Origin of the sequence: Subtercola sp. PAMC28395 (assembly GCF_018889995.1) — a bacterium.
GTDB lineage: Bacteria > Actinomycetota > Actinomycetes > Actinomycetales > Microbacteriaceae > Subtercola.
Genome location: NZ_CP076547.1, coordinates 2,331,857 through 2,355,152, shown reverse-complemented (window position 1 = coordinate 2,355,152; position 23,296 = coordinate 2,331,857). Strand labels below are relative to the sequence as shown.

The 23,296-nt window shown below is 63.1% G+C and carries 28 protein-coding genes; 14 read left to right on the top strand and 14 right to left on the bottom strand.

Annotation, left to right across the window (positions count from 1 at the left end):
• Positions 1–7: 7 nt before the first annotated feature.
• Entirely contained in the window at positions 8–1,639 is a 1,632-nt protein-coding gene (lnt, locus tag KPL76_RS10880) for an apolipoprotein N-acyltransferase (RefSeq protein WP_216333307.1), read from the top strand.
• 71 nt (positions 1,640–1,710) lie between these two features.
• Here lnt and KPL76_RS10875 read toward each other — a convergent pair whose 3' ends face one another.
• From KPL76_RS10875 to KPL76_RS10860, 4 genes are all read right to left on the bottom strand, one after another.
• The gene (locus KPL76_RS10875; RefSeq protein WP_205108933.1) at positions 1,711–2,076 is read right to left on the bottom strand and encodes an RNA polymerase-binding protein RbpA; all 366 of its coding nucleotides are present in this window, start codon (positions 2,074–2,076) and stop codon (positions 1,711–1,713) included.
• Between the two features lie 122 nt (positions 2,077–2,198).
• Positions 2,199–2,987, bottom strand: a complete 789-nt coding sequence (locus KPL76_RS10870; RefSeq protein WP_216336389.1) for a glycerophosphodiester phosphodiesterase family protein — start codon at positions 2,985–2,987, stop codon at positions 2,199–2,201.
• Positions 2,959–3,873, bottom strand: a complete 915-nt coding sequence (locus tag KPL76_RS10865; protein ID WP_216333305.1) for an SPFH domain-containing protein — start codon at positions 3,871–3,873, stop codon at positions 2,959–2,961. The genes KPL76_RS10870 and KPL76_RS10865 overlap by 29 nt, the downstream gene beginning before the upstream one ends.
• Positions 3,870–4,376 (bottom strand): NfeD family protein, encoded by a 507-nt coding sequence (locus KPL76_RS10860; RefSeq protein ID WP_216333302.1) that lies wholly within the window; start codon positions 4,374–4,376, stop codon positions 3,870–3,872. Before KPL76_RS10860 ends, KPL76_RS10865 begins: the two co-directional genes overlap by 4 nt.
• 120 nt (positions 4,377–4,496) lie before the next feature.
• Between KPL76_RS10860 and KPL76_RS10855 the strand changes: the two genes are divergently transcribed.
• Together KPL76_RS10855 and KPL76_RS10850 are read left to right on the top strand one after the other, a co-directional pair.
• The gene (locus KPL76_RS10855; RefSeq protein WP_216333300.1) at positions 4,497–5,267 is read left to right on the top strand and encodes an SDR family oxidoreductase; all 771 of its coding nucleotides are present in this window, start codon (positions 4,497–4,499) and stop codon (positions 5,265–5,267) included.
• Between the two features lie 75 nt (positions 5,268–5,342).
• A complete protein-coding gene (locus KPL76_RS10850) occupies positions 5,343–5,798 on the top strand; it encodes an NUDIX hydrolase (protein WP_216333298.1) in 456 nt (151 codons plus the stop codon).
• Positions 5,799–5,887: 89 nt separating this feature from the next.
• On the opposite strand, the gene KPL76_RS10845 is transcribed toward KPL76_RS10850, so the two are convergent.
• Positions 5,888–6,475 carry an HdeD family acid-resistance protein gene (locus KPL76_RS10845; protein WP_216333295.1) on the bottom strand — a complete coding sequence of 196 codons (588 nt, stop codon included), beginning with the start codon at positions 6,473–6,475 and terminating at the stop codon, positions 5,888–5,890.
• A 98-nt stretch (positions 6,476–6,573) separates the two neighbouring features.
• Positions 6,574–6,852, bottom strand: coding sequence for a GlsB/YeaQ/YmgE family stress response membrane protein (locus KPL76_RS10840; protein WP_216333293.1), 279 nt, complete (start codon positions 6,850–6,852; stop codon positions 6,574–6,576).
• A 146-nt stretch (positions 6,853–6,998) separates the two neighbouring features.
• On the opposite strand from KPL76_RS10840, the gene KPL76_RS10835 reads away from it, so the two are divergent.
• Together KPL76_RS10835 and KPL76_RS10830 are read left to right on the top strand one after the other, a co-directional pair.
• A complete protein-coding gene (locus KPL76_RS10835; protein ID WP_216333291.1) occupies positions 6,999–7,670 on the top strand; it encodes a response regulator transcription factor in 672 nt (223 codons plus the stop codon).
• A gap of 49 nt (positions 7,671–7,719) precedes the next feature.
• Entirely contained in the window at positions 7,720–8,598 is an 879-nt protein-coding gene (locus tag KPL76_RS10830; RefSeq protein ID WP_216333289.1) for an Fpg/Nei family DNA glycosylase, read from the top strand.
• A gap of 120 nt (positions 8,599–8,718) precedes the next feature.
• Here the strand turns inward: KPL76_RS10830 and KPL76_RS10825 are convergent, their stop codons facing one another.
• Positions 8,719–9,180, bottom strand: coding sequence for a hypothetical protein (locus KPL76_RS10825; RefSeq protein WP_216333287.1), 462 nt, complete (start codon positions 9,178–9,180; stop codon positions 8,719–8,721).
• A gap of 277 nt (positions 9,181–9,457) precedes the next feature.
• Between KPL76_RS10825 and KPL76_RS10820 the strand changes: the two genes are divergently transcribed.
• The 3 genes from KPL76_RS10820 (at position 9,458) to KPL76_RS10810 (ending at position 11,305) form a co-directional block, all read left to right on the top strand.
• Positions 9,458–9,799 (top strand): putative quinol monooxygenase, encoded by a 342-nt coding sequence (locus tag KPL76_RS10820; RefSeq protein WP_216333285.1) that lies wholly within the window; start codon positions 9,458–9,460, stop codon positions 9,797–9,799.
• Positions 9,800–9,969: 170 nt separating this feature from the next.
• Positions 9,970–10,512: an RNA polymerase sigma factor gene (locus KPL76_RS10815; RefSeq protein ID WP_216333283.1), complete on the top strand. Its 543-nt coding sequence runs from the start codon at positions 9,970–9,972 to the stop codon at positions 10,510–10,512.
• A gap of 40 nt (positions 10,513–10,552) precedes the next feature.
• Positions 10,553–11,305: a hypothetical protein gene (locus KPL76_RS10810; RefSeq protein WP_216333281.1), complete on the top strand. Its 753-nt coding sequence runs from the start codon at positions 10,553–10,555 to the stop codon at positions 11,303–11,305.
• A gap of 76 nt (positions 11,306–11,381) precedes the next feature.
• On the opposite strand, the gene KPL76_RS10805 is transcribed toward KPL76_RS10810, so the two are convergent.
• The 3 genes from KPL76_RS10805 to KPL76_RS10795 are packed head-to-tail and all read right to left on the bottom strand — an operon-like array spanning position 11,382 to position 12,792.
• Positions 11,382–11,723, bottom strand: a complete 342-nt coding sequence (locus KPL76_RS10805) for a toxin-antitoxin system YwqK family antitoxin (protein ID WP_216333279.1) — start codon at positions 11,721–11,723, stop codon at positions 11,382–11,384.
• A gap of 4 nt (positions 11,724–11,727) precedes the next feature.
• Positions 11,728–12,375 (bottom strand): dihydrofolate reductase family protein, encoded by a 648-nt coding sequence (locus tag KPL76_RS10800; RefSeq protein WP_216333276.1) that lies wholly within the window; start codon positions 12,373–12,375, stop codon positions 11,728–11,730.
• A gap of 27 nt (positions 12,376–12,402) precedes the next feature.
• On the bottom strand, positions 12,403–12,792 hold the full coding sequence (locus tag KPL76_RS10795) for a VOC family protein (protein ID WP_216333274.1): 390 nt from the start codon (positions 12,790–12,792) through the stop codon (positions 12,403–12,405).
• 287 nt (positions 12,793–13,079) lie between these two features.
• On the opposite strand from KPL76_RS10795, the gene KPL76_RS10790 reads away from it, so the two are divergent.
• On the top strand, positions 13,080–13,382 hold the full coding sequence (locus tag KPL76_RS10790) for an ATP-dependent DNA ligase (protein ID WP_216333272.1): 303 nt from the start codon (positions 13,080–13,082) through the stop codon (positions 13,380–13,382).
• A gap of 97 nt (positions 13,383–13,479) precedes the next feature.
• Here KPL76_RS10790 and KPL76_RS10785 read toward each other — a convergent pair whose 3' ends face one another.
• A complete protein-coding gene (locus KPL76_RS10785) occupies positions 13,480–13,821 on the bottom strand; it encodes a hypothetical protein (protein ID WP_216333270.1) in 342 nt (113 codons plus the stop codon).
• Positions 13,822–14,082: 261 nt separating this feature from the next.
• Here KPL76_RS10785 and KPL76_RS10780 point away from each other — a divergent pair, with 261 nt between their 5' ends.
• The 5 genes from KPL76_RS10780 (at position 14,083) to KPL76_RS10760 (ending at position 20,030) form a co-directional block, all read left to right on the top strand.
• Positions 14,083–15,966, top strand: a complete 1,884-nt coding sequence (locus tag KPL76_RS10780; RefSeq protein ID WP_253202011.1) for an amylosucrase — start codon at positions 14,083–14,085, stop codon at positions 15,964–15,966.
• A gap of 164 nt (positions 15,967–16,130) precedes the next feature.
• Complete coding sequence (locus KPL76_RS10775; protein ID WP_216333266.1) at positions 16,131–16,535, top strand: pyridoxamine 5'-phosphate oxidase family protein; 405 nt, start codon at positions 16,131–16,133, stop codon at positions 16,533–16,535.
• A gap of 18 nt (positions 16,536–16,553) precedes the next feature.
• Positions 16,554–18,458 (top strand): heavy metal translocating P-type ATPase, encoded by a 1,905-nt coding sequence (locus tag KPL76_RS10770; RefSeq protein ID WP_216333264.1) that lies wholly within the window; start codon positions 16,554–16,556, stop codon positions 18,456–18,458.
• A 68-nt stretch (positions 18,459–18,526) separates the two neighbouring features.
• Entirely contained in the window at positions 18,527–19,075 is a 549-nt protein-coding gene (locus KPL76_RS10765; RefSeq protein ID WP_216333262.1) for a universal stress protein, read from the top strand.
• An 85-nt stretch (positions 19,076–19,160) separates the two neighbouring features.
• Positions 19,161–20,030: a universal stress protein gene (locus KPL76_RS10760; RefSeq protein WP_216333260.1), complete on the top strand. Its 870-nt coding sequence runs from the start codon at positions 19,161–19,163 to the stop codon at positions 20,028–20,030.
• Here the strand turns inward: KPL76_RS10760 and KPL76_RS10755 are convergent.
• The 3 genes from KPL76_RS10755 to KPL76_RS10745 form a co-directional block, all read right to left on the bottom strand.
• Positions 20,013–20,870, bottom strand: coding sequence for a universal stress protein (locus KPL76_RS10755; protein ID WP_216333258.1), 858 nt, complete (start codon positions 20,868–20,870; stop codon positions 20,013–20,015). The genes KPL76_RS10760 and KPL76_RS10755 overlap by 18 nt on opposite strands.
• Before the next feature lie 114 nt (positions 20,871–20,984).
• Positions 20,985–21,626, bottom strand: a complete 642-nt coding sequence (locus tag KPL76_RS10750) for a response regulator transcription factor (protein WP_216333250.1) — start codon at positions 21,624–21,626, stop codon at positions 20,985–20,987.
• Positions 21,623–23,287, bottom strand: coding sequence for a GAF domain-containing protein (locus KPL76_RS10745; RefSeq protein ID WP_216333248.1), 1,665 nt, complete (start codon positions 23,285–23,287; stop codon positions 21,623–21,625). Before KPL76_RS10745 ends, KPL76_RS10750 begins: the two co-directional genes overlap by 4 nt.
• Positions 23,288–23,296 lie beyond the last annotated feature (9 nt).

Sequence of the window (23,296 nt, the reverse complement as noted above, 5' to 3'; positions counted from 1 at the left end):
CGAATGGATGACCGCACCACCCCATGACCGCGCGGTTCAGCCGGGCATCCGTTCCTCTGCGTCGTTGCGGCAGCGCAGGTCGCCGTCGCCTGAGCGAACAAGCGCCGTCGCCGAGCCGCTTCTCCCACTCTGGCTCGCGTGCCTGACTGCCGTTGCCGGCGGAATCGCCCTGATGACCGGGTTCCCGAGCTCAGACGTATGGCCACTCACCCTGCTGGGTGCCGGCCTCATCCTGCTGAGCCTGGTCGGCCGTCGCTGGAACAGCGCCCTGCTGGTGGGGCTGATCGGCGGTCTGACGTTCTGGTGTACCCACATCTCGTGGCTGACGCTGTACCTGGGGCCGGTGCCCTGGCTCGCGCTGGCGATCCTCGAGTCGATCTTCTTCGCATTCGGCGCAGTGCTCATCGCGCTGGTCTACCGATACGCAGGCATGGTGTGGCCGACACGGCTCGGCCGGCTCGGCATGGTTCCCGTCGTCATCTCCGGCCTCTGGACGGCCCGTGAGGCCATCACCGCCGTCGCACCCGAAGGCGGCTTCAGCTGGGGGAGAGTCGCGTTCTCACAGTCGACCGGGCCATTCGCGCACCTGGTCGCCTACGTCGGGGTCTCTGGCCTCAGTTTCCTCCTGGTGTGGTTCGTGGCGTTCGTCATCCAGCTCGGTCGGGAGAGCGGCGTTCGGCCGCTTGCACGCATCACGCTCGCGGTTGCGGCCGCTGCTGCACTTCTGGTCATTCCGGCATGGCCTGCGCCGACCCAGGGCACGACCCGCATTGCCGCCGTTCAGGGAAACACGAAATCCGGTCTGCTCGACCGGGTGCAGGCTGGCGACAACCTCAACGCCCACATCACCGAGACGCTGACGCTCGAGAGGCAGTTGCGCGACAACCCTGTCGACATGGTGGTCTGGCCGGAGAATGCTTCTGACGTCGACCCGGAAGCCTCGCCCGTGGCCGCACAGGACCTGGACTTCATCAGCAACTTCGTCAACGCCCCACTCGTCGTGGGCACAATTGCCGAACGGGATGGCAAGTACTACAACACCTCGCTGCTGTGGGAGAACGGAGGGGTCGCCGATTTCTACGACAAGCGACACCCTGTTCCGTTTGCCGAGTACATGCCGGCCAGACCCCTCTTCCACGCCCTGGCGCCCGACCTCGTGGACATGGTGACGCGGGACTACCAAGTGGGTACGACCGACACCGTCATGAACGTGGGCGGCGTGATCGCCGGCATCTCGATCTGCTTCGACATCACCGACGACTCGGCTGTGCGAGCGATGGTGGGTGATGGCGCGCAGGTGATTCTGGCCCAGACGAACAATGCGGACTTCGGCCAGACCGACGAGAACCTCCAGCAACTCGCGATCGCGCGCCTCCGTGCGATCGAAACGGGCCGCAGCGTGGTGAACATCTCCACCGTCGGTCACAGCGCGATCATCGCACCCGACGGTTCGACGATTGCGGCGCTGGCACCCTATACGCCCGGAGCCATGATCGAGGATGTGCCGCTGTCGAACACCCTGACGCCGGCAAGCCTGTTCGGCAGGGGCATCGAACTGCTCGTGGGAGGTCTGGGGCTCGCCGGCCTCGCCCTGGCGATCGTCGCGGCCGCCCGAAACCGCCGGCAGACAAAGCGTTAACGACAGACGCGCCCAGCCGGTTCGAAGAACCGCGCAGGGCGCGTGAGTCGTAGTGAGTGGCTGAGCTGTGCTCAGGCACCGATCTTCTGCTGGCCACGACGTGCCCTAAGGTAGTCGAGGCGCTCCTGCAGGAGCTCTTCGAGTTCGTCACGTGTGCGACGCTCGAGCAACATGTCCCAGTGGGACCGAGGAACTTTGGCCTCGGCGCGGTCGAGAACGACCGGCTCAGAACCGACCATCAAGATGGCCTCATTGCTGCAGAATTTGCATTCCCAGGTCTCAGGCGCTTCGGCATCTGCCGAGAACACCATCTCCGTGTCTTTACCGCACGTGCTGCAAAGATATGTGTGTGTCTGGCGCGGAGAGAAAACGACTCCCTCTTCACTCTGGAGGCTTTGGCCCCCGAGTCTCATTCCGCGCAAGCTGCGATCTGCCATTGTGTGGTTTCCTCCCGCTTCGCTTACCCCTGTATAAACCCCTCAGCTGAAAGATTCATTCGCGAAACTAACTATTGCCAGAACACTCCCAGAATGGGGGGTACCCGCGCCAGAGGGTTGACTTATTGTGCCAGACCTGCAGCGACATCGAGCCCGAGGTCGGCCCGGTCTGTGACGAGGCCGTCGACGCCGAGCTGGAGGAGCTCACGCATGACCCGCGGGTCGTTGATCGTCCACACGTGCATCTCGACACCGGCGGCGTGGATGCTCGCCAGCACTCGTGGCGTCGTCACCCGCAAGCCGAGAGCGCGTTCTGGCACCTGAACGGCGTCGACGTCACGCAGTACGTACCGCACCACGCCTGTCAGCCCCACCTTGCTGGCGAGCAGCGCCAGCACGAAGCCTCGGGCCGATGCCGAGGTCGCCACGCCCGGGAGCTGCCTCACAACAGCGCGCCGCCGCTTCTCAGAGAACGACGTGATCAGCACTCTGTCGGCTGCGCCCGCCGCCCGCACTGCGAGCACGGTGGGACCGACTGCCGCCACAGCCTTGATGTCGATGTTGAATCGCGTCTGGGGTAGCGCTTCGAGCACGTCGCCGAGGGTCTGGAAGCCGGCACCGTCGCCAAGGTCGAGCGACCGGAGGTACGCAACGCTCAAACCTGCGATGTGGTCGCCACGGCCCAGCAGGCGTGTCAGGGTCGGATCGTGGGCGACGATGGCCTCGCCGTCCCGGGAAGCGTGCACGTCGAGTTCGACATAGGTGGCACCAGCATCCACCGCCGCGCGGAAGGCCGACAGGGTGTTCTCCGGTTGATCGAGAGCGAGGCCACGGTGAGCCAGGACACGCGGGAGCGGGGGAGCGAAGTACGCTCCCTGCTGCCTATTCCGCCGGCTTCTTCGGGGCGCCACGGTCACCGAATGCCGTTCCGATTCCCTTGAGCGCCTCTGTCAACTCGCTCGGAATGACCCAGAGCTTGTTCGCACTACCCTCAGCAATCTTCGGGAGCGTCTGCAGGTACTGGTAGGCGAGGAGCTTGGGGTCGGGGTCGCCGCGGTGGATGGCCTCGAAGACAGTCGTGATCGCCTCAGCTTCGCCCTGTGCGCGCAGGACCTGGGCCTTGGCGTCACCCTCCGCAGACAGGATGGCCGACTGGCGGTGACCCTCAGCCTGCAGAATGGCTGATTGCTTCGTGCCCTCGGCGGTGAGGATGACGGCGCGACGCTCACGTTCTGCGCGCATCTGCTTCTCCATCGAATCCTGGATCGATGCGGGAGGGTCGATCGCCTTGAGCTCGACCCTGCCGACGCGGATTCCCCACTTACCGGTGGCTTCATCGAGCACGATGCGCAGCTTGCTGTTGATCTCATCGCGGCTGGTGAGAGCCTGTTCGAGATTGAGCCCGCCGACGACATTTCGAAGCGTCGTGGTGGCAAGCTGTTCGACCGCCCCGAGGTAGTTTGCGATCTCGTAGGTGGCTGCCCGGGCATCCGTCACCTGGAAGAACACGACCGTGTCGATCGAGACGACCAGGTTGTCTTCGGTGATGACGGGCTGCGGGGGGAATGAGACGACCTGTTCGCGCAGGTCGAGGAGCGGGCGCAGCCTGTCGATGAAGGGCACGAGGAGATTCAGCCCGGGCATCAGCGTCTTGTGGTACTTGCCGAGCCTCTCGACGACCCCGGCGCTCGCCTGGGGAATGATGCGGATGGCCTTTGCCAGGATCACGATCACGAAGATCACGATCACCAGCACGATCACCAGGGCGACGATCTGGCCTATGGCGGTGTCGGTCATGATGTGTGCCTTTCTGACGGAAGAGAGCCTGCGGCGGGTGGAGCCGGTTCTGGTTCGACCAGCGCAGTGGCCCCTTCGATTGCCTTCACGAAGATGGGCTCGCCCGGCAGCAGTTTCTGCTCCAGTGCGCTGGGGAACACCCGAGCTGTCCACGTCTCACCGTTACTGAGTTTGACGCTGCCGGTGGTGGTGGTGACGGGGGAGACGACGCGGCCCTCGAGCCCGAGCAGCGCCTCGACGTTGCTCTTTGTCGGGTCACTGCCGCGCCGGAGCCGTATCAGCAGGGGAGGCCGGAGAGTGAAGATCAACAGCAGTGCGATTGCGCCGACGATCGGAATCTGTACGAGGAACGGCACACCGGCGAAGTGAGCGATCACCCCGCCCAGGCTGCCGATCGCCAGCATGAGAAAGATGAGGTCGAGACTGAGGGTCTCGATGACGAGAAAGACCAGAATGAGCGCGAGCCAGATGAGCCACGCATACGACGCAAGGAATTCAGTCATGAGGTACTCCTTCACCGGTGTTCCTTCTACGAAACTATCAGGAGTATCCAGAGCCCGACGAAAGTCACAGCCGATGCCTTGGTAGTCTCTTTGCGGTACAGACCCAGAAGGAGAACACCCGTGTCAAACCCCCTCGCCCCCGGCTCACTCGCCGGAAGACGTGTTCTGGTCACTGGCTCGTCGCGAGGCGTCGGCGCCGACACGGTCGCCTACTTCGCCGAAGCGGGTGCGAGCGTTGTGATCAACTTCCGTAACAAGGAGGCGCGCGCGGTGAAACTCGCCGACAAGCTCACGGCGGGTGGAGCGACGGCGATCACCATCGGTGCCGACCTGACCGATGCAGGCTCGGTCGCGAAGATGTTCGAAGCCGTACGGGAAGCGTTCGGCGGCCTCGACATTCTCGTTCTCAATGCTTCGGGAGGCATGGAGAGCGGTATGGCTGCCGACTACGCGCTCACACTGAACCGCGACGCGCAGGTCGATCTGCTCACTGCCGCCCTTCCGCTGATGCAGCCGGGCGCACGCGTCGTTTTCGTCACCAGCCACCAGGCACACTTCATCCGAACGACCGAGACCATGCCGGAGTATGAGCCGGTCGCTCTCAGCAAGCGAGCAGGCGAAGACGCTCTTCGCGCGATGATTCCGCAGCTCGACGAAGCAGGAGTCACCTTCGTCACCGTTTCAGGCGACATGATCGAGGGCACCATCACGGCAACACTGCTCGAGAGGGCGAACCCGGGTGCGATCAGCGCCCGCAAGGAGTCGGCGGGCAGGCTCTACAACGTCGCCGAATTCGCCGCCGAGGTTGCCGCGGCCGCCGTCGAGCCGATCCCGGCCGATCACACGCGCTACGTCGGCGACGTGAGCGGTTTCACCCCCGAAACGGCCTGACACCGTGGGGGAGTCGTTGCTCGAGCTCAGGCTTCAGGTTCTCTGCCATTCGGCGATCCCGCTTGGAGAGCTTCGATGACGTACGACTTCACCAAGTCCCGGGTCCTCCTGTTCGACCAGGATGACCGGGTGCTGCTCTTTCTGACGAAAGCTCCTGTCTCCACCAACCCCACCCGCTGGGTGACACCCGGTGGCCACGTGGAGCCGGGGGAGTCGCACCTCGAAGCAGCCGTACGCGAGCTCTTCGAGGAGACCGGGCTCCAAGTCGCGGTGCACGACCTTGGCTCACCCATCCTCGCTCGCGAATTCAGCGACGAGCGTGCGCCCGGCGTCTTCAAGACCAACTACGAAGAGTGGTTCACGCTTCGAACGGAACGATTCACCGTGTCCGATGCGAACTGGACGCCGGAGGAGAACGTCGACATGGAGGCGAGCCGGTGGTGGGGCGTGGGGGAGATCGAGGAGTCGGGCGAACTGTTCGAACCCGACAACCTCGTCTCGATCATCCATGCCCAGCTCGGCGACCGCTGAACTGGGTGCGCGCAAACGGCCCTGAACTAGCCATTTCAGGGCCGTTTGCGCGCACTAGATGAGGTTCTGAGTAGGAAGAACCGACCCTGCTAGATGCCCTTGGCGGCCTTGCCCAGGGTGATGGCCGAAATCGCCTGGAAGACTCCCAGCACGATGAGCGTCCACGCCGCGAAGACAGTGAGCACCGCGAGCGACCAGATCGGCACGAAGATGAAGATGATGCCGGCGACGATCGACAGGATGCCCAGCACGATGCCGAACGCCTTGGAGCGGTCGTTCGCGACCTGCGTCAGGGCGATGATGCCCTCGGTGATCCACGAGATGCCGATCAGCAGCGCGAGAACGACCAGCGAGGCGAGTGGGTTCTTCAGGGCGAAGACACCGGCCACCAGCAGGAACACCCCGAGAATGATGCTGAGCACCCGGATGCCCGTGGACAGGTCTTTGTTGACGATACCGACGACCACCCGAACCAGGCCCACGATGAAGAAGTAGAGCCCGAAGAAGAACGCCACGACCTCGAGGGTGGACTGCGGCCAGATCAGCACGACGATGCCGATGACGACCGAGAGTACCGCGCCGATCCAGAGAGCGATCTTGTAGAACGTCACAGCCTGCGCGGTGAGGTCTTCGGTGTGGAAGGAATAGGTGGTGGTGCTACCTGATGGCGTTGACACGGGGTCCCCTTACGACGAGCGAATGCTCACGAGCGATTATGTGCCTCACAATCTAGCGGACCCCGTACCTCGGCTGCAGGACATTACGCCCGCGAAGTTCAGCGGCGCACGGCACTACGGCCGGCGAATCGCGTCCAGATGAAGAGCACGATGATGGCGCCGATGATCGATCCGATGATTCCGGCTGGCTGGAAGAAGCCATCCATCGGGTCGTGCTGGAAGATCAGAAAGCCGAGGAACCCGCCGACAAACGATCCGAGGATGCCAAGGAGGATGGTCATCGGAATCGAGATGTTCTGTCGCCCAGGGATGACGAGCCGCGCGATGGCGCCAGCGATGAGCCCGATGACGATGAGGCTGATGATGAGACCGATCATGAAGAGTGTCCTTTGATGGTGCACGAAGCTGTGCGGTGATGCCGCATCGAATGGTGCGGTATGTCTAGAAAAACAGTTGGAGGGGGAGGGGCGAACCACCCCTAGGGGTGGAATTGCGGCCCCACCGATGGTGTAATTTCGGCATCATGGCAGATTCGGCAGCGGTACGACCTCTCACAGTGGCCCTCGTCGACGACTACGACATCGTGCTCACCGGATTGGCTCACATGTTCGACCACTATCGCGATCGCGTCGTCGTCGCGGAGATCGATGCCAATGCCCGCCTTTCCGACAACGTGGACATCGTGTTGTACGACTCGTTCGCCCAGCCAGAGTCCGATCACCACGAAATCGGCGAACTCGTGAAGAACGTGAAGGCACGGAAGGTGGTTGTCTACACCTGGAACTTCCACCCTGACTTCGTCGAGAGCGCCCAGAAGCAGGGGGTGCACGGGTATCTCTCCAAAGCGCTCCCGGCGCGCGAGCTTGTGGCGGCGCTCGAAGCGGTCCATGGCGGTGCGACTGTGGTGAGCCCGGTCTCGGGGCGTTCGACGAGTTCGCCCGGTCTCGACTGGCCCGGCCGGCACGAGGGGTTCACCGACAGGGAATCGGAGATTCTCGCCCTCATTACACAGGGGAAGAACAACGCCGAGGTTGCCACGCTGACGTATCTCAGCCCGAACACAGTGAAGTCGTACATTCGGAGCATCTATCGCAAGATCGGTGCCGCGAGTCGTACGCAGGCCGTGTTGTGGGGGGTAGCCAACGGGTTCACGCCGGATCATCACCGGATCGACCACTGGCTGGGTGGGCCATGACCCACGCAGCCACGGGACAAGGCGCTACCTCCAGGAGCACAATAGGGGAGTGCCCGAATTGCCTGAAGTCACGGCCCTCGTCACCGACCTCGGTTCGAAGGTGATCGGTCGTGTCATCGACAGGGTCGACATTGTTTCGTTCGCCGCACTCAAGACGTTCGATCCGCCCGTTTCGGCCTTGGCTCGGGGCACCATAACGGGAGTCTCACGGCACGGAAAGTTTCTCGACTTCTGGGTGACGCCGGTAGGGGAGCAGAGCAGTCTGCATCTTGTGATGCACCTTGCCCGCGCCGGTTGGATCAGATGGCGTGACACCGAACCGGTTCTCAGCGGCCGACCAGGCAGGACTGCCCTGGCCGCCCGCCTGGTGCTCGACGACGGGTCGGGCCTCGACATCACCGAGGCCGGTACGAAGAAGAGCCTCGCGATCTACGTCGTACGAGACGCCAGTGAGGTGCCGGGCATCCATCGACTGGGGCCCGACCCGCTCGACGCGGGCTTCACCGAGGAGGTGTTTGCGCAGGTACTGAGCACTCAGGGTCGGTCTCAGATCAAGGGGGTGCTTCGCAACCAGTCCATCATCGCTGGCATCGGCAATGCCTACTCTGACGAGATTCTGCATTCGGCCCGAATGTCGCCGTTCAAGCCCGCGAATATGCCCACGGCCGACGTCGCCGCCCTCTATGCGGCGATGCAGTCGACTCTGCGCACGGCGATCGAGCGTGCAGACGGCCTCGCGGCCTCCGAGCTGAAACGCGAGAAGAAGTCAGGGCTGCAGGTTCACGGGCGGGCCGGCTTGGCCTGCCCGGTCTGCGGTGACATTGTGCGACAAGTGATATTTGCCGATTCGACGCTCGAGTACTGCCCGAGCTGCCAGACCGGCGGCAGGCTGCTTGCCGACCGTGTGCTGTCACGTCTACTCAAGTAGGTGCGCATCTCAGCCACGCTCGGCGAGTCGCACATAGCGCTGATAATGCACATTATGTCAAGTAATATACTCTTCTCTCCCAGAACGGCTGCGTCTCGCGGGCAAACGGAGAAGACTCGCTCATCGAGACCGAGTCATGACCCCATCCAGGATGACCTCCACTCCAGCGATGAACTGGTCGCGGTCGTCATGGTCGGCGAGTCGCGTCACTTGGCGCACGAATGGGTGATCCGACGATTCGCGTCGGTCCAGCCAGTCTTCGACAGCAGCGCTCAAGAAAGCAGCCCGATCGGTATGCCGCGAGAGACTCACGCCGGCGGCATATTGGCTGGCAACGCCCAAAAGGTAACTCAGCAGTGTCGATGCCGCATCGAAGAGTTCGCCCTCTGCAACACCGAGGACCTGCAGCCTGCTGCAGATCTCGAAGAATATCTCCAGTAGAGCAGTCTGCCAGGGCTCGCGGGCCAATTGCGCACCGACCCAGGGATGTGCCTGGATCGCGTCGAAGATCCCCATCATCAACAACCGCACGGACTCTTCAGGAGTCGTCTCGCTGGCAACGCCGGCGGCCACATCGGCCACGACGAAGTTCACCGCGGTTCGAAGGAGCTCATCTCTGTTGCCGACGTGATGGAAGATCGCTCCTGATCCCGTGGTGAGTGACGCAGCGAGACTGCGGGTGGTGAGACCGCTCTCCCCCGACGCGTCGAGAATCTCAATCGCAGCTCGGACGATCCGATTCTTCGACAGCGCTTCCGCGCGACGTACCTTAACTCGTGCTTCCGCCATACACCTATCTTGACATGAGTGGATCAATGATCCAAACTCATTGGATCAGTGATCCATAAAGCTGACCCGAATGACCAGCAGCAAGGAGAATTCCATGAAGACAAATCAGCCAGGTGTGGTTCTACGCTTCCAGGCAAAGCCCGGCAAGGGCGACGAGCTGTTCCAGCTCTGTAATGACCTTCACTTCACAGGTGACCCGGATGGCCCTGTGGACTGGTCGCTCAACCGCGACGACAGCAACCCCGACGTGATGTGGGCATTCGAGTTCTACCGGGACCAGGAATCCTTCGATCGTCACTACTCGAACCAGCAACTGGACGAACCCCACCAGCGGGTGTTCGATCTGCTTGCTGACGAAGAAGGGCTGGACCCGTCGATGCGGGTCGACGTCCATGTCGCCTTCACGAGCTGATCGCGAAGCCGGCCGAAAACGCATACATGGTCGCTGGGAACGCTCGAACAGCGGGCGTTCCCAGCGACTCGCTCTTCACAGCGACACAGGCGAGCAGATCTTCCGAGAAACGCCTGTCTCGCTGTCACCTTTCAACGTCTCCTGACACTTCTATAGTGAGGGGGATGTTCATGGGTAGTGATGACAACACTGATAGCGAGTTACTGGCGCTGCTGGTCATCGGTGACTCCAGCGCCCTGTCGACATTGTTCGACCGATATGCACCAACAGTCACCCGCTACGCCTGGGCCATAGTGGACACCCGCGCAGACGTCGAGGAAGTCGTCCAGGAGACCTTCGTCACGGTCTGGCTGAAGAGCAGCACGATCATCCTGCCCACCACCTCGCTGCTCCCCTGGCTTCTCGTGACCTGCCGGAACCACGCACAAAACCTTCGACGTCGGAACGACAAACACCTCTCTGACGAACTGCCGGACGCCCTCGACGCCGACCCCTACGCAAACGACGAGGCTCGCGAAGAGCTCCGATGGGTACTCGACGAAATACAACGACTCGACCCCATCGACCGGCGCATCTGCGAACTCTGCCTCATCGACGGCCAAACATACGCCGAAGCCGCGCTACAGCTCGGCATCAGCGTCGATGCCGTGAAGAAACGAGTCTCCCGCACCCGCGCACGACTCCGAAAGGCGGTGACCGACAATGAGGACTGACCCCCCAACCGGCGACGAACTCACTCGCATGCTCACCACAATGAAAACCAACGTTCTGCGACAGGCCGACGAGACCATGAAACAGCCAGCCCCCACACGGCGAACACGAACACGCGTCATCGGAATCACCATCGCCATCGTCAGCCTGCTCATCGTCGGCTCAGCAGGTACCGCGCTCGCCACCGGGCTAATCCCCAGCCCCTTCTCCGCACCCAAAAACCCCGTCACCACGTCGACGCCGTCACTGGTCTTCACGCCAACCACCACACCGACCGCGCCCACGACGTCATCGCCAACCACGCCGACGAAGAAGACGGACGACCCGTCCGATCCTTCGACATGGGTGATCGGCTTTGACCATGTCGGGCCGGTTCATCTCGGAATGACCCCAGCAGAAGTGAGCGCTCTCATTCCGTCCCTGGCATCGCCAGCCCCAGAACTCTCCTGCGTATGGCGAAACTTCGAAATTCCTCAACAAGTCATCATTTGGGCCGGCCTACAAGGAAGTGAAGCTGACCCGGTGTCGTTCCTCATGGTGTCGCCCGAGCCTTCCAACCCCACTTACACTCTGCTGACCGATCGTGGAATCGGTGCAGGCTCGACTCCAGCCGAAGTAGCTGCTGCCTATCCGCAAGCAACCACACCAGAGAATTCCAGAGGAGACGACATCATCGTCGCTACGGACAGCCGCGGAAACATGTTGCAGTTCTACATCGACCCCAATACCAGCACCGTCTCCGAAATCTATGTCGCCGCTGCCGGTTTCAACTCGGCGAACTTCGCTTGCGATTAGGAAACATATGGGTATCCAGCTTCCCCACCAACACTGCGGGAGCGCCTGAGCGCGCTCGCGGCGACTTCGCCTGCGATCAGCGACGCTTCTTACCGTGGACCCACTCCGTCGTATCGAGTGGCGTGCCATCGGCCTTCCATCGTTCCCAACGCCCGTGTTTCTCGTCTTCGAAAAAGCCACCACGCTGGAGCAGACCGCCGTTCGCGCGATACCAGGTCCATGCACCGTGAAGCATTCCGTGGTCGTACTCCCCTTCGGATCGCAGAGACCCGTCGACAAATTCGTGCCTCCACGTGCCCTGACGTTCACCGTCGACATACACACCGGAGATCATTCCGCCGTGCGAGTCGACCTCCGACCAGGGACCCGTCTTTCGGCCGTGATCGTCCGCACTGTTGAGAGCTTGGTCGTCGGTCATCGAGTCATGTCTGGCGGGCGAAGGTGATATGGATGACGCCGCTTTCGGCGACCTCTGAGGTGACGGTGTAGTCGCGGTCGAGCTCCCGTAGATCATCCCAGAGCCGCACGCCTTGCCCGAGAATTACCGGAGAGACTGCGACGTGGAGGCGATCGACCAGGCCCGCGGCCAGGAAGGCGCGGGCGACGCCCGCTCCCCCGCCGACCCGGATGTCTCCGTCGACGGCATGTTCACGGGCACGAGCGAGAGCTTCCTCGGGCGTCGCAGAGAGGAATTCGAAGCGCGTTCCGTTCGCGAAGTCGACAGGCGGGTGTTCCCGATGGGTCAGCACGATCACCGGCACCCGGAACGGTGGTTCGTCACCCCACCAGCCCCGCCAGTCAGGGTCGTCAGGAAAGGAGTGGAACCCGAACATCCCGGCACCCATGATCTCCGCGCCGACCGCCTCGAAGTACGCGGCGGCGTAGCGATCGTCGACGCCGGTGGTCCCCTCCCCCGTCGTGTCGTGCAGCACGCGCTCGCGGAACGTACGTGTGGCGCTGTAGGCCGCTACGATCTTGCCCCAGTCCTCACCCATCGGGTTCTCGGGCGACGGGTTGCTGGGGGCGACGACGCCGTCGAGCGAGATGTTGAGGTCGATGCGAACTGCCATGGAATTCCTTTCGCAGAGTTGACCGGGTCAGGCGGGGCTGGTGAGCTGGATCAGGTTGCCGCAGGTGTCGTCGAGCACGGCAGCAACCACCGGCCCCATAGCGGTCGGGGCCATGGTGAACGTGACTCCGCGCTCCTGAAGCTCCGCGTATTCAGCCCGCACATCGTCGACGGTGAAAGACGTGTACGGGATTCCGTCTGCCACAAGAGCCTGTTTGAAGACCTTCGCGGCTGGATGAGCATCCGGTTCCAGCAGCAGTTCGACACCGTCGGGCTCGCCCGCTCCGACAACCGTCAGCCAGCGGTACTCCCCCAGCGAGACGTCGGTCTTCGGCACGAAACCGAGCTTCTCGGTGTAGAAGGCGAGCGCTTTCGCCTGGTCGTCGACCATCACGCTGGTGACGGAGATTGTGGGCATGGATGCTCTCCTTGAGGTTCTGCGAAGCGGTCACGAGGTCGCCCTCATGACCCCACCCGGAGTGAAAAGTCTCATAGATGTTCACGCTGTCCACATTGTCAGGTCATCCGCAGTGCGTCAAGGAAGGCAATGCAAGACCAGCGCCGGTTCAGCACTGAAGGCTCAGATCGAGTTGTGGCGTCATTCTGCGCGACGAGGGTCCCGTAAGCTGAGCCGCAACATCACCGAATCCCACAGTGCCGAATCCGACGCGCACAGGGTCGGCAGAGATCAGCGTGGAGCAGACTATGGGAACTCTCATCTATGGGCCGGCCGCAAAATCGATCTCCATCGACGACCGCGACCTCGCGCACCTGCAGGCCGTCATTCTGGCGAAACTGCGACGCGGCGAGAGCTTCTCGTTCAGCTGGGAGAAGTCTGCCGACTTCGGCAGCGGACACAACACGGTGTGGGTGCACCCGCAGATGTACTTCGAATTCAACTACTACGGATCGAAGCGGATTCCACTCAACCGCGAGTGGATCGAACGCCTGATGGTCAGGGCCAACAGTGCTGGCGGCCTCGAACTCATTCCAGAGAAGACCTCGTAAGGTCGTAGCCTGCCTCTGGCTGAATTCTCCCGGGTTCGAGCGCGCTGTCCGTCAGCAGCGGGCCGAATTCTCGCTCCCCGCGTCACTGCACCGTGGCCTAGTCGAGCCCCCCGCTGTCGCGGTCGATCGAAGCGCTCGACGCTGAAAGCATGCCGCCCTGCGACAGCAGGTTCGTCTTCTGTCGCAACAGCTCCACGAGCTTCGCATCGTCGAGATCAACAGCGCCTGTGGTGTCTTCGTCGATCGTCGCCGTGCAGTACAACTGGGTCGCCGGGCCGAGCAGCAGGTTGGAGAAGCCGCGCGCACCGCCCGCCATCACGGGCACCGTGATGCGGTCCGACTTGCCGGCGTTGGCGAGCGCGACGGTGTAGTCGAAGACCGCAGAGCAGACGTCAAAACTCACGGTGATGACCCCGGTACCGTAATGCAGTTCTCTCATTCCCACAGTGAAGCAGATCGCCGCAGTTTCCCCAATTTGAGCCAACACAGTTGGCTAAAGTGCCGTGCCAGGCGTATAACCCTGCCGGAGATCTGCCCCACACTGTGACCGTGAGCGAACACTTCGGTGAAGCTACGACGGATGCCAGCTTCGACCACTGACGAGACTCCGTTCGAGGCGCTAGTGTCAAGGAGCACCCTCACCGTCGAGAGAGCGGGCGGTACGTGCATCCACCAGTCTCAGTCGGACGGAAGGACCAGCGTGACCGACCATCTCACTCTTCACCAGGAGAACGACGAGAGTGCTCTCCCGCCATTGCGCGACGACACCGACTATCAGCGCCGCCTGGGCGAGCAGCTGCCGAGACTCACGCACCTCTTCGGCACCCTGTACGGGCACGGCGACGAAGCCAACGCAGAGTTCGAACGTCTTCTCGACGATGCCGCCGGTTCGTGGCAGCGTCGAAGCCCCGACCTCAAGGCGCACGATGCCAGACGCGAGGCCGACCCCGGCTGGTTCCTGTCGAACCGGATGCTCGGGGGTGTGTGTTACGTCGACCTCTACGCCACCGACCTCAGCGGCCTCGCACGCAGACTCGACTATTTCGAGGAGTTGGGGCTCTCGTACCTGCACCTCATGCCGCTGTTCCTGGCGCCGGAGGGTAACTCTGACGGAGGGTACGCCGTCTCGAGCTACCGCGAGGTCAACCCGAACCTCGGCACGATGGCAGACCTCGGCGCCGTGGCGTCAGAACTGCGGGGCCGGGACATCTCACTTGTGGTCGACTTCATCTTCAACCACACCTCCAACGAACACGAGTGGGCTGAGAAGGCACTCGCCGGCGACCCCGAGTTCGAGAAGTACTACCACATCTACCCCGACCGCATGATGCCCGACCGGTTCGAACAGACCACGAGGGAGATCTTTCCCGATGACCACCCGGGGTCGTTCATCCGGCTCGATGACGGGCGCTGGGTGTGGGCGACCTTCTATTCCTTCCAGTGGGACCTCAACTACGCGAACCCCGCAGTTTTCAGGGCGATGGCCGGCGAGATGCTCTTTCTCGCCAACCAAGGCGTCGAGATCCTGCGCATGGACGCCGTGGCGTTCATCTGGAAGCAGCTCGGAACGGTGTGCGAGAACCTCCCCGAAGCACACCTGCTCCTGCAGGCGTTCAACGCGGTGTGCCGCATCGCTGCCCCGAGCCTGCTCTTCAAGTCCGAAGCGATCGTGCACCCCGACGACGTGAGCAAGTACATCAGCCGCGACGAGTGCCAGCTCAGCTACAACCCCCTGCAGATGGCGCTGATCTGGAGCACGCTCGCGACCCGCGACGTATCGCTGTTGTCACAGGCGCTCGAACGCCGCCACACGATCGACGACCAGACGGCGTGGGTGAACTACGTTCGCAGCCACGATGACATCGGATGGACGTTCGCCGACGAAGATGCCCGCGAACTCGGCATCGACCCGGCAGAACACCGACGCTTTCTGAATTCGTTCTACGTGAATCGCTTCGAGGGCAGCTTCGCCCGTGGGGTGCCCTTTCAGGACAACCCGAAGACGGGTGACTGTCGCATCTCGGGCACAACGGCTTCCCTGGCAGGCCTGGAACAGGGTGATGACGGGGCTATCGGCCGCATCGTGCTGGCCCATTCGATCGTGCTGAGCACCGGCGGAATCCCGCTCGTCTACCTCGGCGACGAAGTCGGGCAACTGAATTACTACGACTACCTCGATGTGCCGGAGCATTCAGGTGACAGCCGCTGGGTCGGCAGACCCCCCTACCCCGAAGCACTCTATGCCGAGCGAGGTGATGAATCGACGGCTGCTGGCACCCTCTATGCCGCGTTCCGACACCTGATCACTGTACGCGCGGCGACCCCGGCGTTCGCGGGCGGGCGCCTCACCATCTTCGACACGAAGAACAGCCACGTTCTCGGGTTCCAACGATTCGGCATCGCAGGTGGTGGCACTGCACCCGTCACGGTGTTCGCGAACTTCGCTGACACACCCCAGGCGATCGACGAACTGACGCTGTCTGGCCTCGAATCCTCAGTCACCGATCTGGTGTCGGGCAGCACCATCGACACGACGAATGCGCTGACGCTGCCGGCACACGGGTTCGTCTGGCTGGCGGGCTGAGATTCGTCGAAGCGGCGAACGCGACCACCGCAGACGCGGGACCAACGACCCTGCTCCGGCTCGCCGGGGAGCGTAGGCTCGGCATCAGACGGCAGCGCGCATCAGTCGCCGCCCGGTGACGGATGCGCAGACCTCTCCCACACCCTGACGAAAGCGAGTACACCGTGTTCGACACCGTCGGTACCAGTTCGATTCTCGACCCCCTCGACGCCTGGGGTCGGTTGCGCAGCCGCGGTGTGGGCCGCCTCGCCGTCAGCGACAACGGCAACCCCGATATCTTTCCCATCAACTACCTTGCATCGGCCGACCAGATCCTGATTCGCACGGCTCCCGGTACGAAACTCACGAAATTGATGCTGAACGAGAGTGTCGCTCTCGAAACAGATCACTACGACGCAGAGACGGCCTGGAGCGTCGTGGTGAAAGGGACAGCACGGCACCTGACCGACGAAGACAGCATCCGAGCGGCCCGCGACAGCCCCCTGTGGTCGTGGATGCCTCGCTCGACAGATGCGTTCGTCGTGATCACTCCCACTGAGGTCACCGGGCGGGCCTTTGCCGGTCACTGAAAGCCCGTAGGTAAACCGATGACGACCACCACGCCCCACCAACGAACGCTCGTGCTTCGCTACCCTGTCGTTTCGGCGACGGTGCTTGTCGGTCTGGCAGGTGTGGCCCTCTGGATGATCGGCTTCAGCCATGCCGTGCCCTGGCTGTTCAGCGTGTTCGCCATAGCGGTCGCTGCCGTGGAGTCCTGGGCAATGGTGAACCAGCTGCGCAAGGGGATCTTCGGCATCGATGTGCTCGCTGTGATCGCTATCGTGGCGACAGTCGCCGTCGGTGAATACATCGCGAGCCTGATCATCGTGCTCATGGTGGCGGGCGGCAAGGCACTCGAGGACTTCGCACAGGGGCGTGCCCAGCGTGAACTCTCGGCACTTCTCAGCCGCGAACCACAGATTGCCCACCGCCAGACCCCCGGCTCCGATCGCATCGACGACATTGCCGCATCTGCTGTCGTGATCGGCGATCTGATCCTCGTGCGCTCTGGTGAGGTGGTCCCCGTCGACGGTGAACTGGTTTCGGCCAGCGCAGCATTCGATGAGTCATCGCTCACGGGTGAGAGCCTGCCGGTTACGCGGGTTACGGGAGACCCCGTGCTCAGCGGTTCGGTCAACGGCAATACGGCGGCGACGATCGCAGCGACGTCGCTCGCCGCTGACAGCCAGTTCCAGAGCATCATCGCGCTCGTCAAGGAAGCATCTGTCAATCGAGCTCCCGTGGTTCGGCTGGCCGACAGGTACGCCATTCCGTTCACCGTCGTATCACTCATCATCGGGATCACGGCCTGGGTCGTGTCTGGTGACCCCGTGCGGTTTGCCGAAGTACTCGTTCTCGCAACGCCGTGCCCGCTCGTGCTCGCCGCGCCCGTCGCGTTCATGGGGGGAATGAGCCGCGCTGCTCGAAACGGAATCATCGTCAAAGGTGGGGGTGTACTCGAGCGACTCGCCCGAACCAGAACAGTGGTCTTCGACAAGACAGGCACACTGACGCACGGCAAGCCGGCCATAGCCCGAATCGATGTGATACCTCCGTTCAGCGAGACCCAGGCCCTGACGCTGGCCGCATCGGCCGAGCAGTTCTCCTCCCACGTGCTTGCATCATCGATCGTCGAGGCGGCCAAAGACAGGGGCCTGACGCTTCGGGACGTCACCAGCTCGACAGAATCGGCGGCCCAGGGAGTGAGTGCGGTCGTTGGCACCAATACGGTCGACGTCGGCACTCTCGCCTTCATCGAAGCGGCGTCCCCCCAGGTGCAGCAGGCAACCATCGTCGGCGGCGAGCTCGCGATCTACCTCGCGATCGACGGGAGCTTCGCCGGCAGCATCATCGCCACCGATCCCGTCAGGGAGTCGGCGCGCGACACGATCGATCGGCTCAGGCAACTGGGAGTCACGGAGGTCGTGATGCTCACCGGCGATGCGCAGGCCACGGCCGACTTTGTCGCGGGCGAGGTCGGAATCACGCAGGTGCAGGCCAACTGCCTTCCCGCCGACAAGGTCAGGGCTGTGAAGGCGCTTCCCCAGAGACCCGTGCTCATGGTCGGAGACGGCGTCAACGACTCTCCCGTTCTCGCCTCGGCAGACATCGGTATCGCGATGGGTGCGCGGGGTGCCACAGCGGCGAGCGAGTCAGCTGATGCGGTCATCCTGGTCGACGACATCGCCGTGGTGGTGCGCGCGGTGCAGATCGGCCGCGACACGGTTCGCATCGCTCTCCAGAGCATCTGGCTCGGAATCAGCCTCAGTGTTGTGCTCATGGTCATCGCCTCGTTCGGGTTCATTCCCGCAACGGTCGGAGCCGGCATTCAGGAGGTGGTCGATCTCGCGACGATTCTGAACGCGCTGCGGGCGATCAGGCCGAAGGAGCGGGCCGTCACTCTGGCGCCGTCACGCCGGCCGTCTCCGGCAGTCCCTGCAGTCTCGAAGTAGAACAGGCACGCACATCGAGGGACTTTCGACCCTTACTGCAGGAGCGTCGCGGTGACAGGCTGGGGGCCATGGACCAGACAACGATTCCCATCGATGAAGCCGGGATCACGCCTTCTGCCTCAGAGGCGAATCTCCGTGACCTGCAACCCGTGCCAGAGGGAACCATTGTGGTCGGCCACGACGGTTCGGCCGAGTCAGACGGCGCCCTGACGGTAGCCCTGGATCTGGCGCATCGCCTCGCTGCGCCCCTCGTCATCGTGCGCTGCTGGACGATCGACGACAAGCTGGCCGTCTTCCGCAACGCCGACGGAACGATTCTCTCGTTCACCGAGGTCACCGGCATCGTGCGTGCACGCCTCACAGCGGAATTGGCAGAACGAGTCGCCGAACATCCGGAGCTCGTCGTGCACTACCGGTCAGCACTTGCGCAACCGGGTGAACTCCTCGAATCCCTCTCTGCCGATGCCCTGATGCTCGTCGTCGGCTCACGTGGCCGGGGAAAGATCACGGGATTCATGCTCGGCTCGGTGAGCAACCACTGCGTCCATCACGCCCCGTGCCCCGTACTGGTGGTGCCGCCCCGAGATAGACGCCATCTTCCCCACCATGACCTCTGACCCGCATGAGCTGCGTCACCAACGAGCTGTGCCACCAACGAGCTGTGCCACCAATGAGCTGTGACGAGCTGACCCCGGAGACGACATGACGAAGCACGAGACAATCGTGGGATGGGACGGCACCGAGCCGGCGCGGCTCGCCCTGGACTGGGCCGCCGCTCGCGAGAGTGGGCGGTCGGGCAACATCCGTGTCGTCGGTGTCGTCGATGACACGAGGGCCTCCGTCGACTATCTGCCAACGAAATCGGATGCCACGGCATTCGAAGCTCGCCTGAACGCCGACGTCTCGATGACCCGTGCCGAGCATCCACACGTGCACATCGAATCAGAACTCCTGCGTGGGGATCCGCTCCGAACCCTTCTGCCCTTCACTTCCCCCGACCATCTCGTCGTTGTCGGCACCCACCGACGAGACAAGCCCTTCTTCACTTTCGGGTGGTCACTCGGTGCCCGGCTCGCAGCAGAGGCGCATGGGCCGATCGCCGTCATCCCGGAGCAATCGACTCCCGATGTCAAGCGACACGGGGTGGTCGTTGCTGTCGACGGCAGCAGCTCGTCGCGAGATGCCGCATTCTTCGCCGGTCGAGAGGCGACCAGAACAGGGCAGAACCTGACTATCCTGCACGCCTGGCAGCTGCTGCCCCTCTGGCAGGATGCTCTGCCCCCGACCGAAGCGTCTCTCGGTTCAGTGGCCTCAGAACACCAGGCGATCCTCGATGCTGCGGAGGCGGAGGTCAGGGCCCATCTGCCCGGGCTCATCACGTCGACCCTGCTGGTGCAGGGAGCCGCAGCGGCATCGATTCTCGCCGGGGCGGCCACCGCGGCACTACTCGTTGTCGGAAATCACCGGCCAGAGCATCCGCACCCGTTTCGGATGGGCTCAGTGAGTCAGGCCGTGATCGTGCACCTGTCTGTTCCGACCGTGGTGTACGTGCCCTCAGTCGGCGAGCTCTGAGACCAGCACGATGGTGGGAGTCTGGATGTTCAGGACCAGGGCGTGCGATACAGAACCCAGCAGAATCGCACTCCAGCCGCGACGTCGAACGTGACCGACCACCAGCAATGATGCCGATCGACTGAGCGAAGCCAGGGCCCACTGCGCCGGCTCGTGCACCAGGTGCGCTCGAACCGCCAGGCCCGGATGCTCCCTGATGATCTGCGCCACCGCCTGGTCGAGCATGCTCTGGTGCTCAGCCGAGAGCGAGTCCAGGAATTCGTCGGTCGGAGCCAGCGAATCGTTCCAGAGCGACGGCTCAGACCACGCGTGCACGACGTGCAGCACATCGCCGCGGGTCTCTGCCTCCGATGCCGCGAAGCGTGCGGCGACTTCGCCAGCCCTGTTGCCGTCGATGCCGACCACGACACCTGACGTTTCGTTCTTCGACCCGCTGGGAATGACGGCCACCGGGCCGTCTGCCGAACCGGCCAGCCGTGCTCCGAGTGACCACGCGTAGCGAAAGCGATTGACTGTGCGTTGATGAGTGCCGACCACGACGAGGCTGGAAGGCCCGGAGAAACGACCCAATTCCCTCACCGGGTCGCCACGAACGACACGACCCTCGATACTCAACCCGGGGTTCTGGGCGCGCAGCTTCAGCACCTCGCCCTCGAGCTCGATCGTTGCCTGGTCGATGTACTGGTCGGAGACGTAGTAGTCGTCGGTGACAGTCGAGTCATCGATGACCCTCACGAGCAACAGCTCTCCGCCACGACCGGATGCCCGGCACAGCGCCCATTCGGCGGCCTCTGCCGCGGGCAGTGAGGAATCCCAGCCAACCACGGTCTGTTCAGGCATCGACGCGGCCCTTCGAGTTCTGTCGAGCACCGCGACATCGCGTTGGGGTGCACTCCTACCCTGCCCTCTGCCTCCGCTGCACTACAGGGTCCAAAGTCCCGGGATGGCTGAATCTCAGGGCTGAGCTGGAGAGTTCGACTCGAGGTGGAAGATGGCGGCCTGCGTTCGCCGCTGGAGCCCGAGTTTGCTGAGCAGGCTCGACACGTAGTTCTTGACCGTCTTCTCAGCGAGCGACAACTCGATGCCGATCTGCCGGTTCGTCAATCCGTCGGCAATCAGAGCGAGTATCTGGCTCTCCCGCAGACTCAATGAGCTGACGCGAGGATCTGACGAGGTCTCGGGGCGCATCTCGCGTGTGACTCGCCGGGTAAGAGCAGGTTCGAGAAGCGTGCGGCCAGCCGCAACCTTCCTGATCGAGTCGATGAGTCCGGCTCCCCGGATGTCTTTGAGAACGTATCCCGAGGCTCCGGCCATCACCGCCGAGAAGAGCGCGTCATCGTCGTCGTAGGCGGTGAGCATGATGCACTTCACGTCAGGGTGATGTGAACGTACGTCCCTGCACACATCGATACCGTTTCCGTCGGGAAGATGCACGTCGAGAATGGCGACGTCAGGCTGCGTCGCAGCAATACGCGTGCGTGTCTGCGCAGCTGTCCCTGCCTCCCCGATCACTTCGATATCAGGTTCGGCCTGCAGCAATTCGGCAATACCCCGCCTGACCAGTTCGTGGTCATCGAGCAAGAAGACACGGATCACGTTGGCACTTCCTCTTCGTTCTGCTCATCGGTGAACGGAACCGACCAGAGCATGCGTGTTCCGTCCGTACCCGAGCTCACTGAGAATGTACCGCCTCGCAGCGTTGCGCGCTGTTCGAGGTTGGCGATGCCGCTGCGCCGGCCCGAATCGAGGAACCCCACACCGTCGTCAACCACCTCCACCACGAGCGAACCCTGCCAGACACTCACAGCCACCGAGGCCTGCTCGGCCTGCGAGTGCTTGGCGACATTCGCCAGGGATTCCCGGATGACCGCCAGAACGTCATCGGCGAGGGACCCGACCGCCACGAGGTCGACAGGACCTGCGAAGCTCACACTCGGAGGACGCATGAGCCCGGGCGCAAACTCGGTGGCGAGATCGATGATCTGGTGGCGCACAGTGAGCTGGAGGTCTGAACGCGGCGGCGCGAGAGCGAAGATCACGGTGCGAATCTGGGAGATCGCCGCATCCAGACTCGAGATCACTGTGTTGACACGTTCACTCGCACGGCCGGCCGGAAGAGTTCCTGCGACATTCTGCAATTCGAGCCCGGTCGCAAACAACTGCTGGATGACGTGGTCATGCAGGTCGCGAGCGATCCTGCCGCGGTCTTCGAGCACCATCATTCTTTGCTGGTCTGCTCTCGCCGCCGAGAGTTCGAGGGTGATGCTGGCCTGGCCGGCAAAATCCGCGGCCATCTCCAGGTCTGCCGGCGTGAACGACGGGTCACCGATCGAGCGAGCGACGAGGATCACACCGAGGCTGCGCCCGCCCGCGATGAGGGGAACCGCCATCACGGGGCCCAGCAGGTGCACGACGGGGGCCCAGGCTGGCGCAGTCGACACCTTGCGCTCGGTTGCCATGGGAATTCTGCCGTGCAGCACGGCCGCAGAAAGAGAGTTCTCGGCGGGGAAAGTGGAGTGAAGCATGGACTCGGCAAACTCTCCCGTCGCATCTGTGACGATGAGCTGCGACGGTTCTGAATGCTCAGTGATCAGACAGGCCAATGCGGCGGAAGCCAATTGCTGCACCCGATCCAGCAAGGCGGAGATCGCCACTGCATGGTCAGCCGACAGGAGGACTGCCGTAATCTCAGCTGAGGCTGCGGCCCACGCCTGGCGACGCTTCGTTTCGGAGAAGAGTCGTGCATTCTCAATGGCGAAGCCGGCTGAGGCCGCGAGAGAAAGCACGAGTTCCTCATCGTCGGCCGTGAATTCACCTGATTCCTGATTGGTGAGGTACAGGTTGCCGTAGACGGCCTCACGCACCCGTATCGGTACCCCGAGAAAGCTGTGCATCTCGGGGTGGTGAGCCGGGAATCCGGCTGACCTCGGGTCGTCGGAGAGCTGGGACAACCGGATGGGCCGGGGGTCGTCGATCAGGGCCCCGAGCAGCCCGTGCCCCTCCGGCAGGTGCCCGATGACCTGAACGGCGCTGGGTGACATGCCGACATGGATGAACTGCTCGAGTCCGCCGTGAGGGGCGATCACTCCCACCGCTCCGTACTGGGCGCCCACCAGGTTCACTGCGGCATCGACGATCCGTTGCAACACCACAGGGAGGTCGAGTTCTTCGACAACGGACTGGGTCGCTTCCGCCAGTGCACGGAGTTTGTCTGTCGCGTTGGGCCCGCGGTCGGCCGACTGGTCTTCCTGTTGCAACCGTCACCC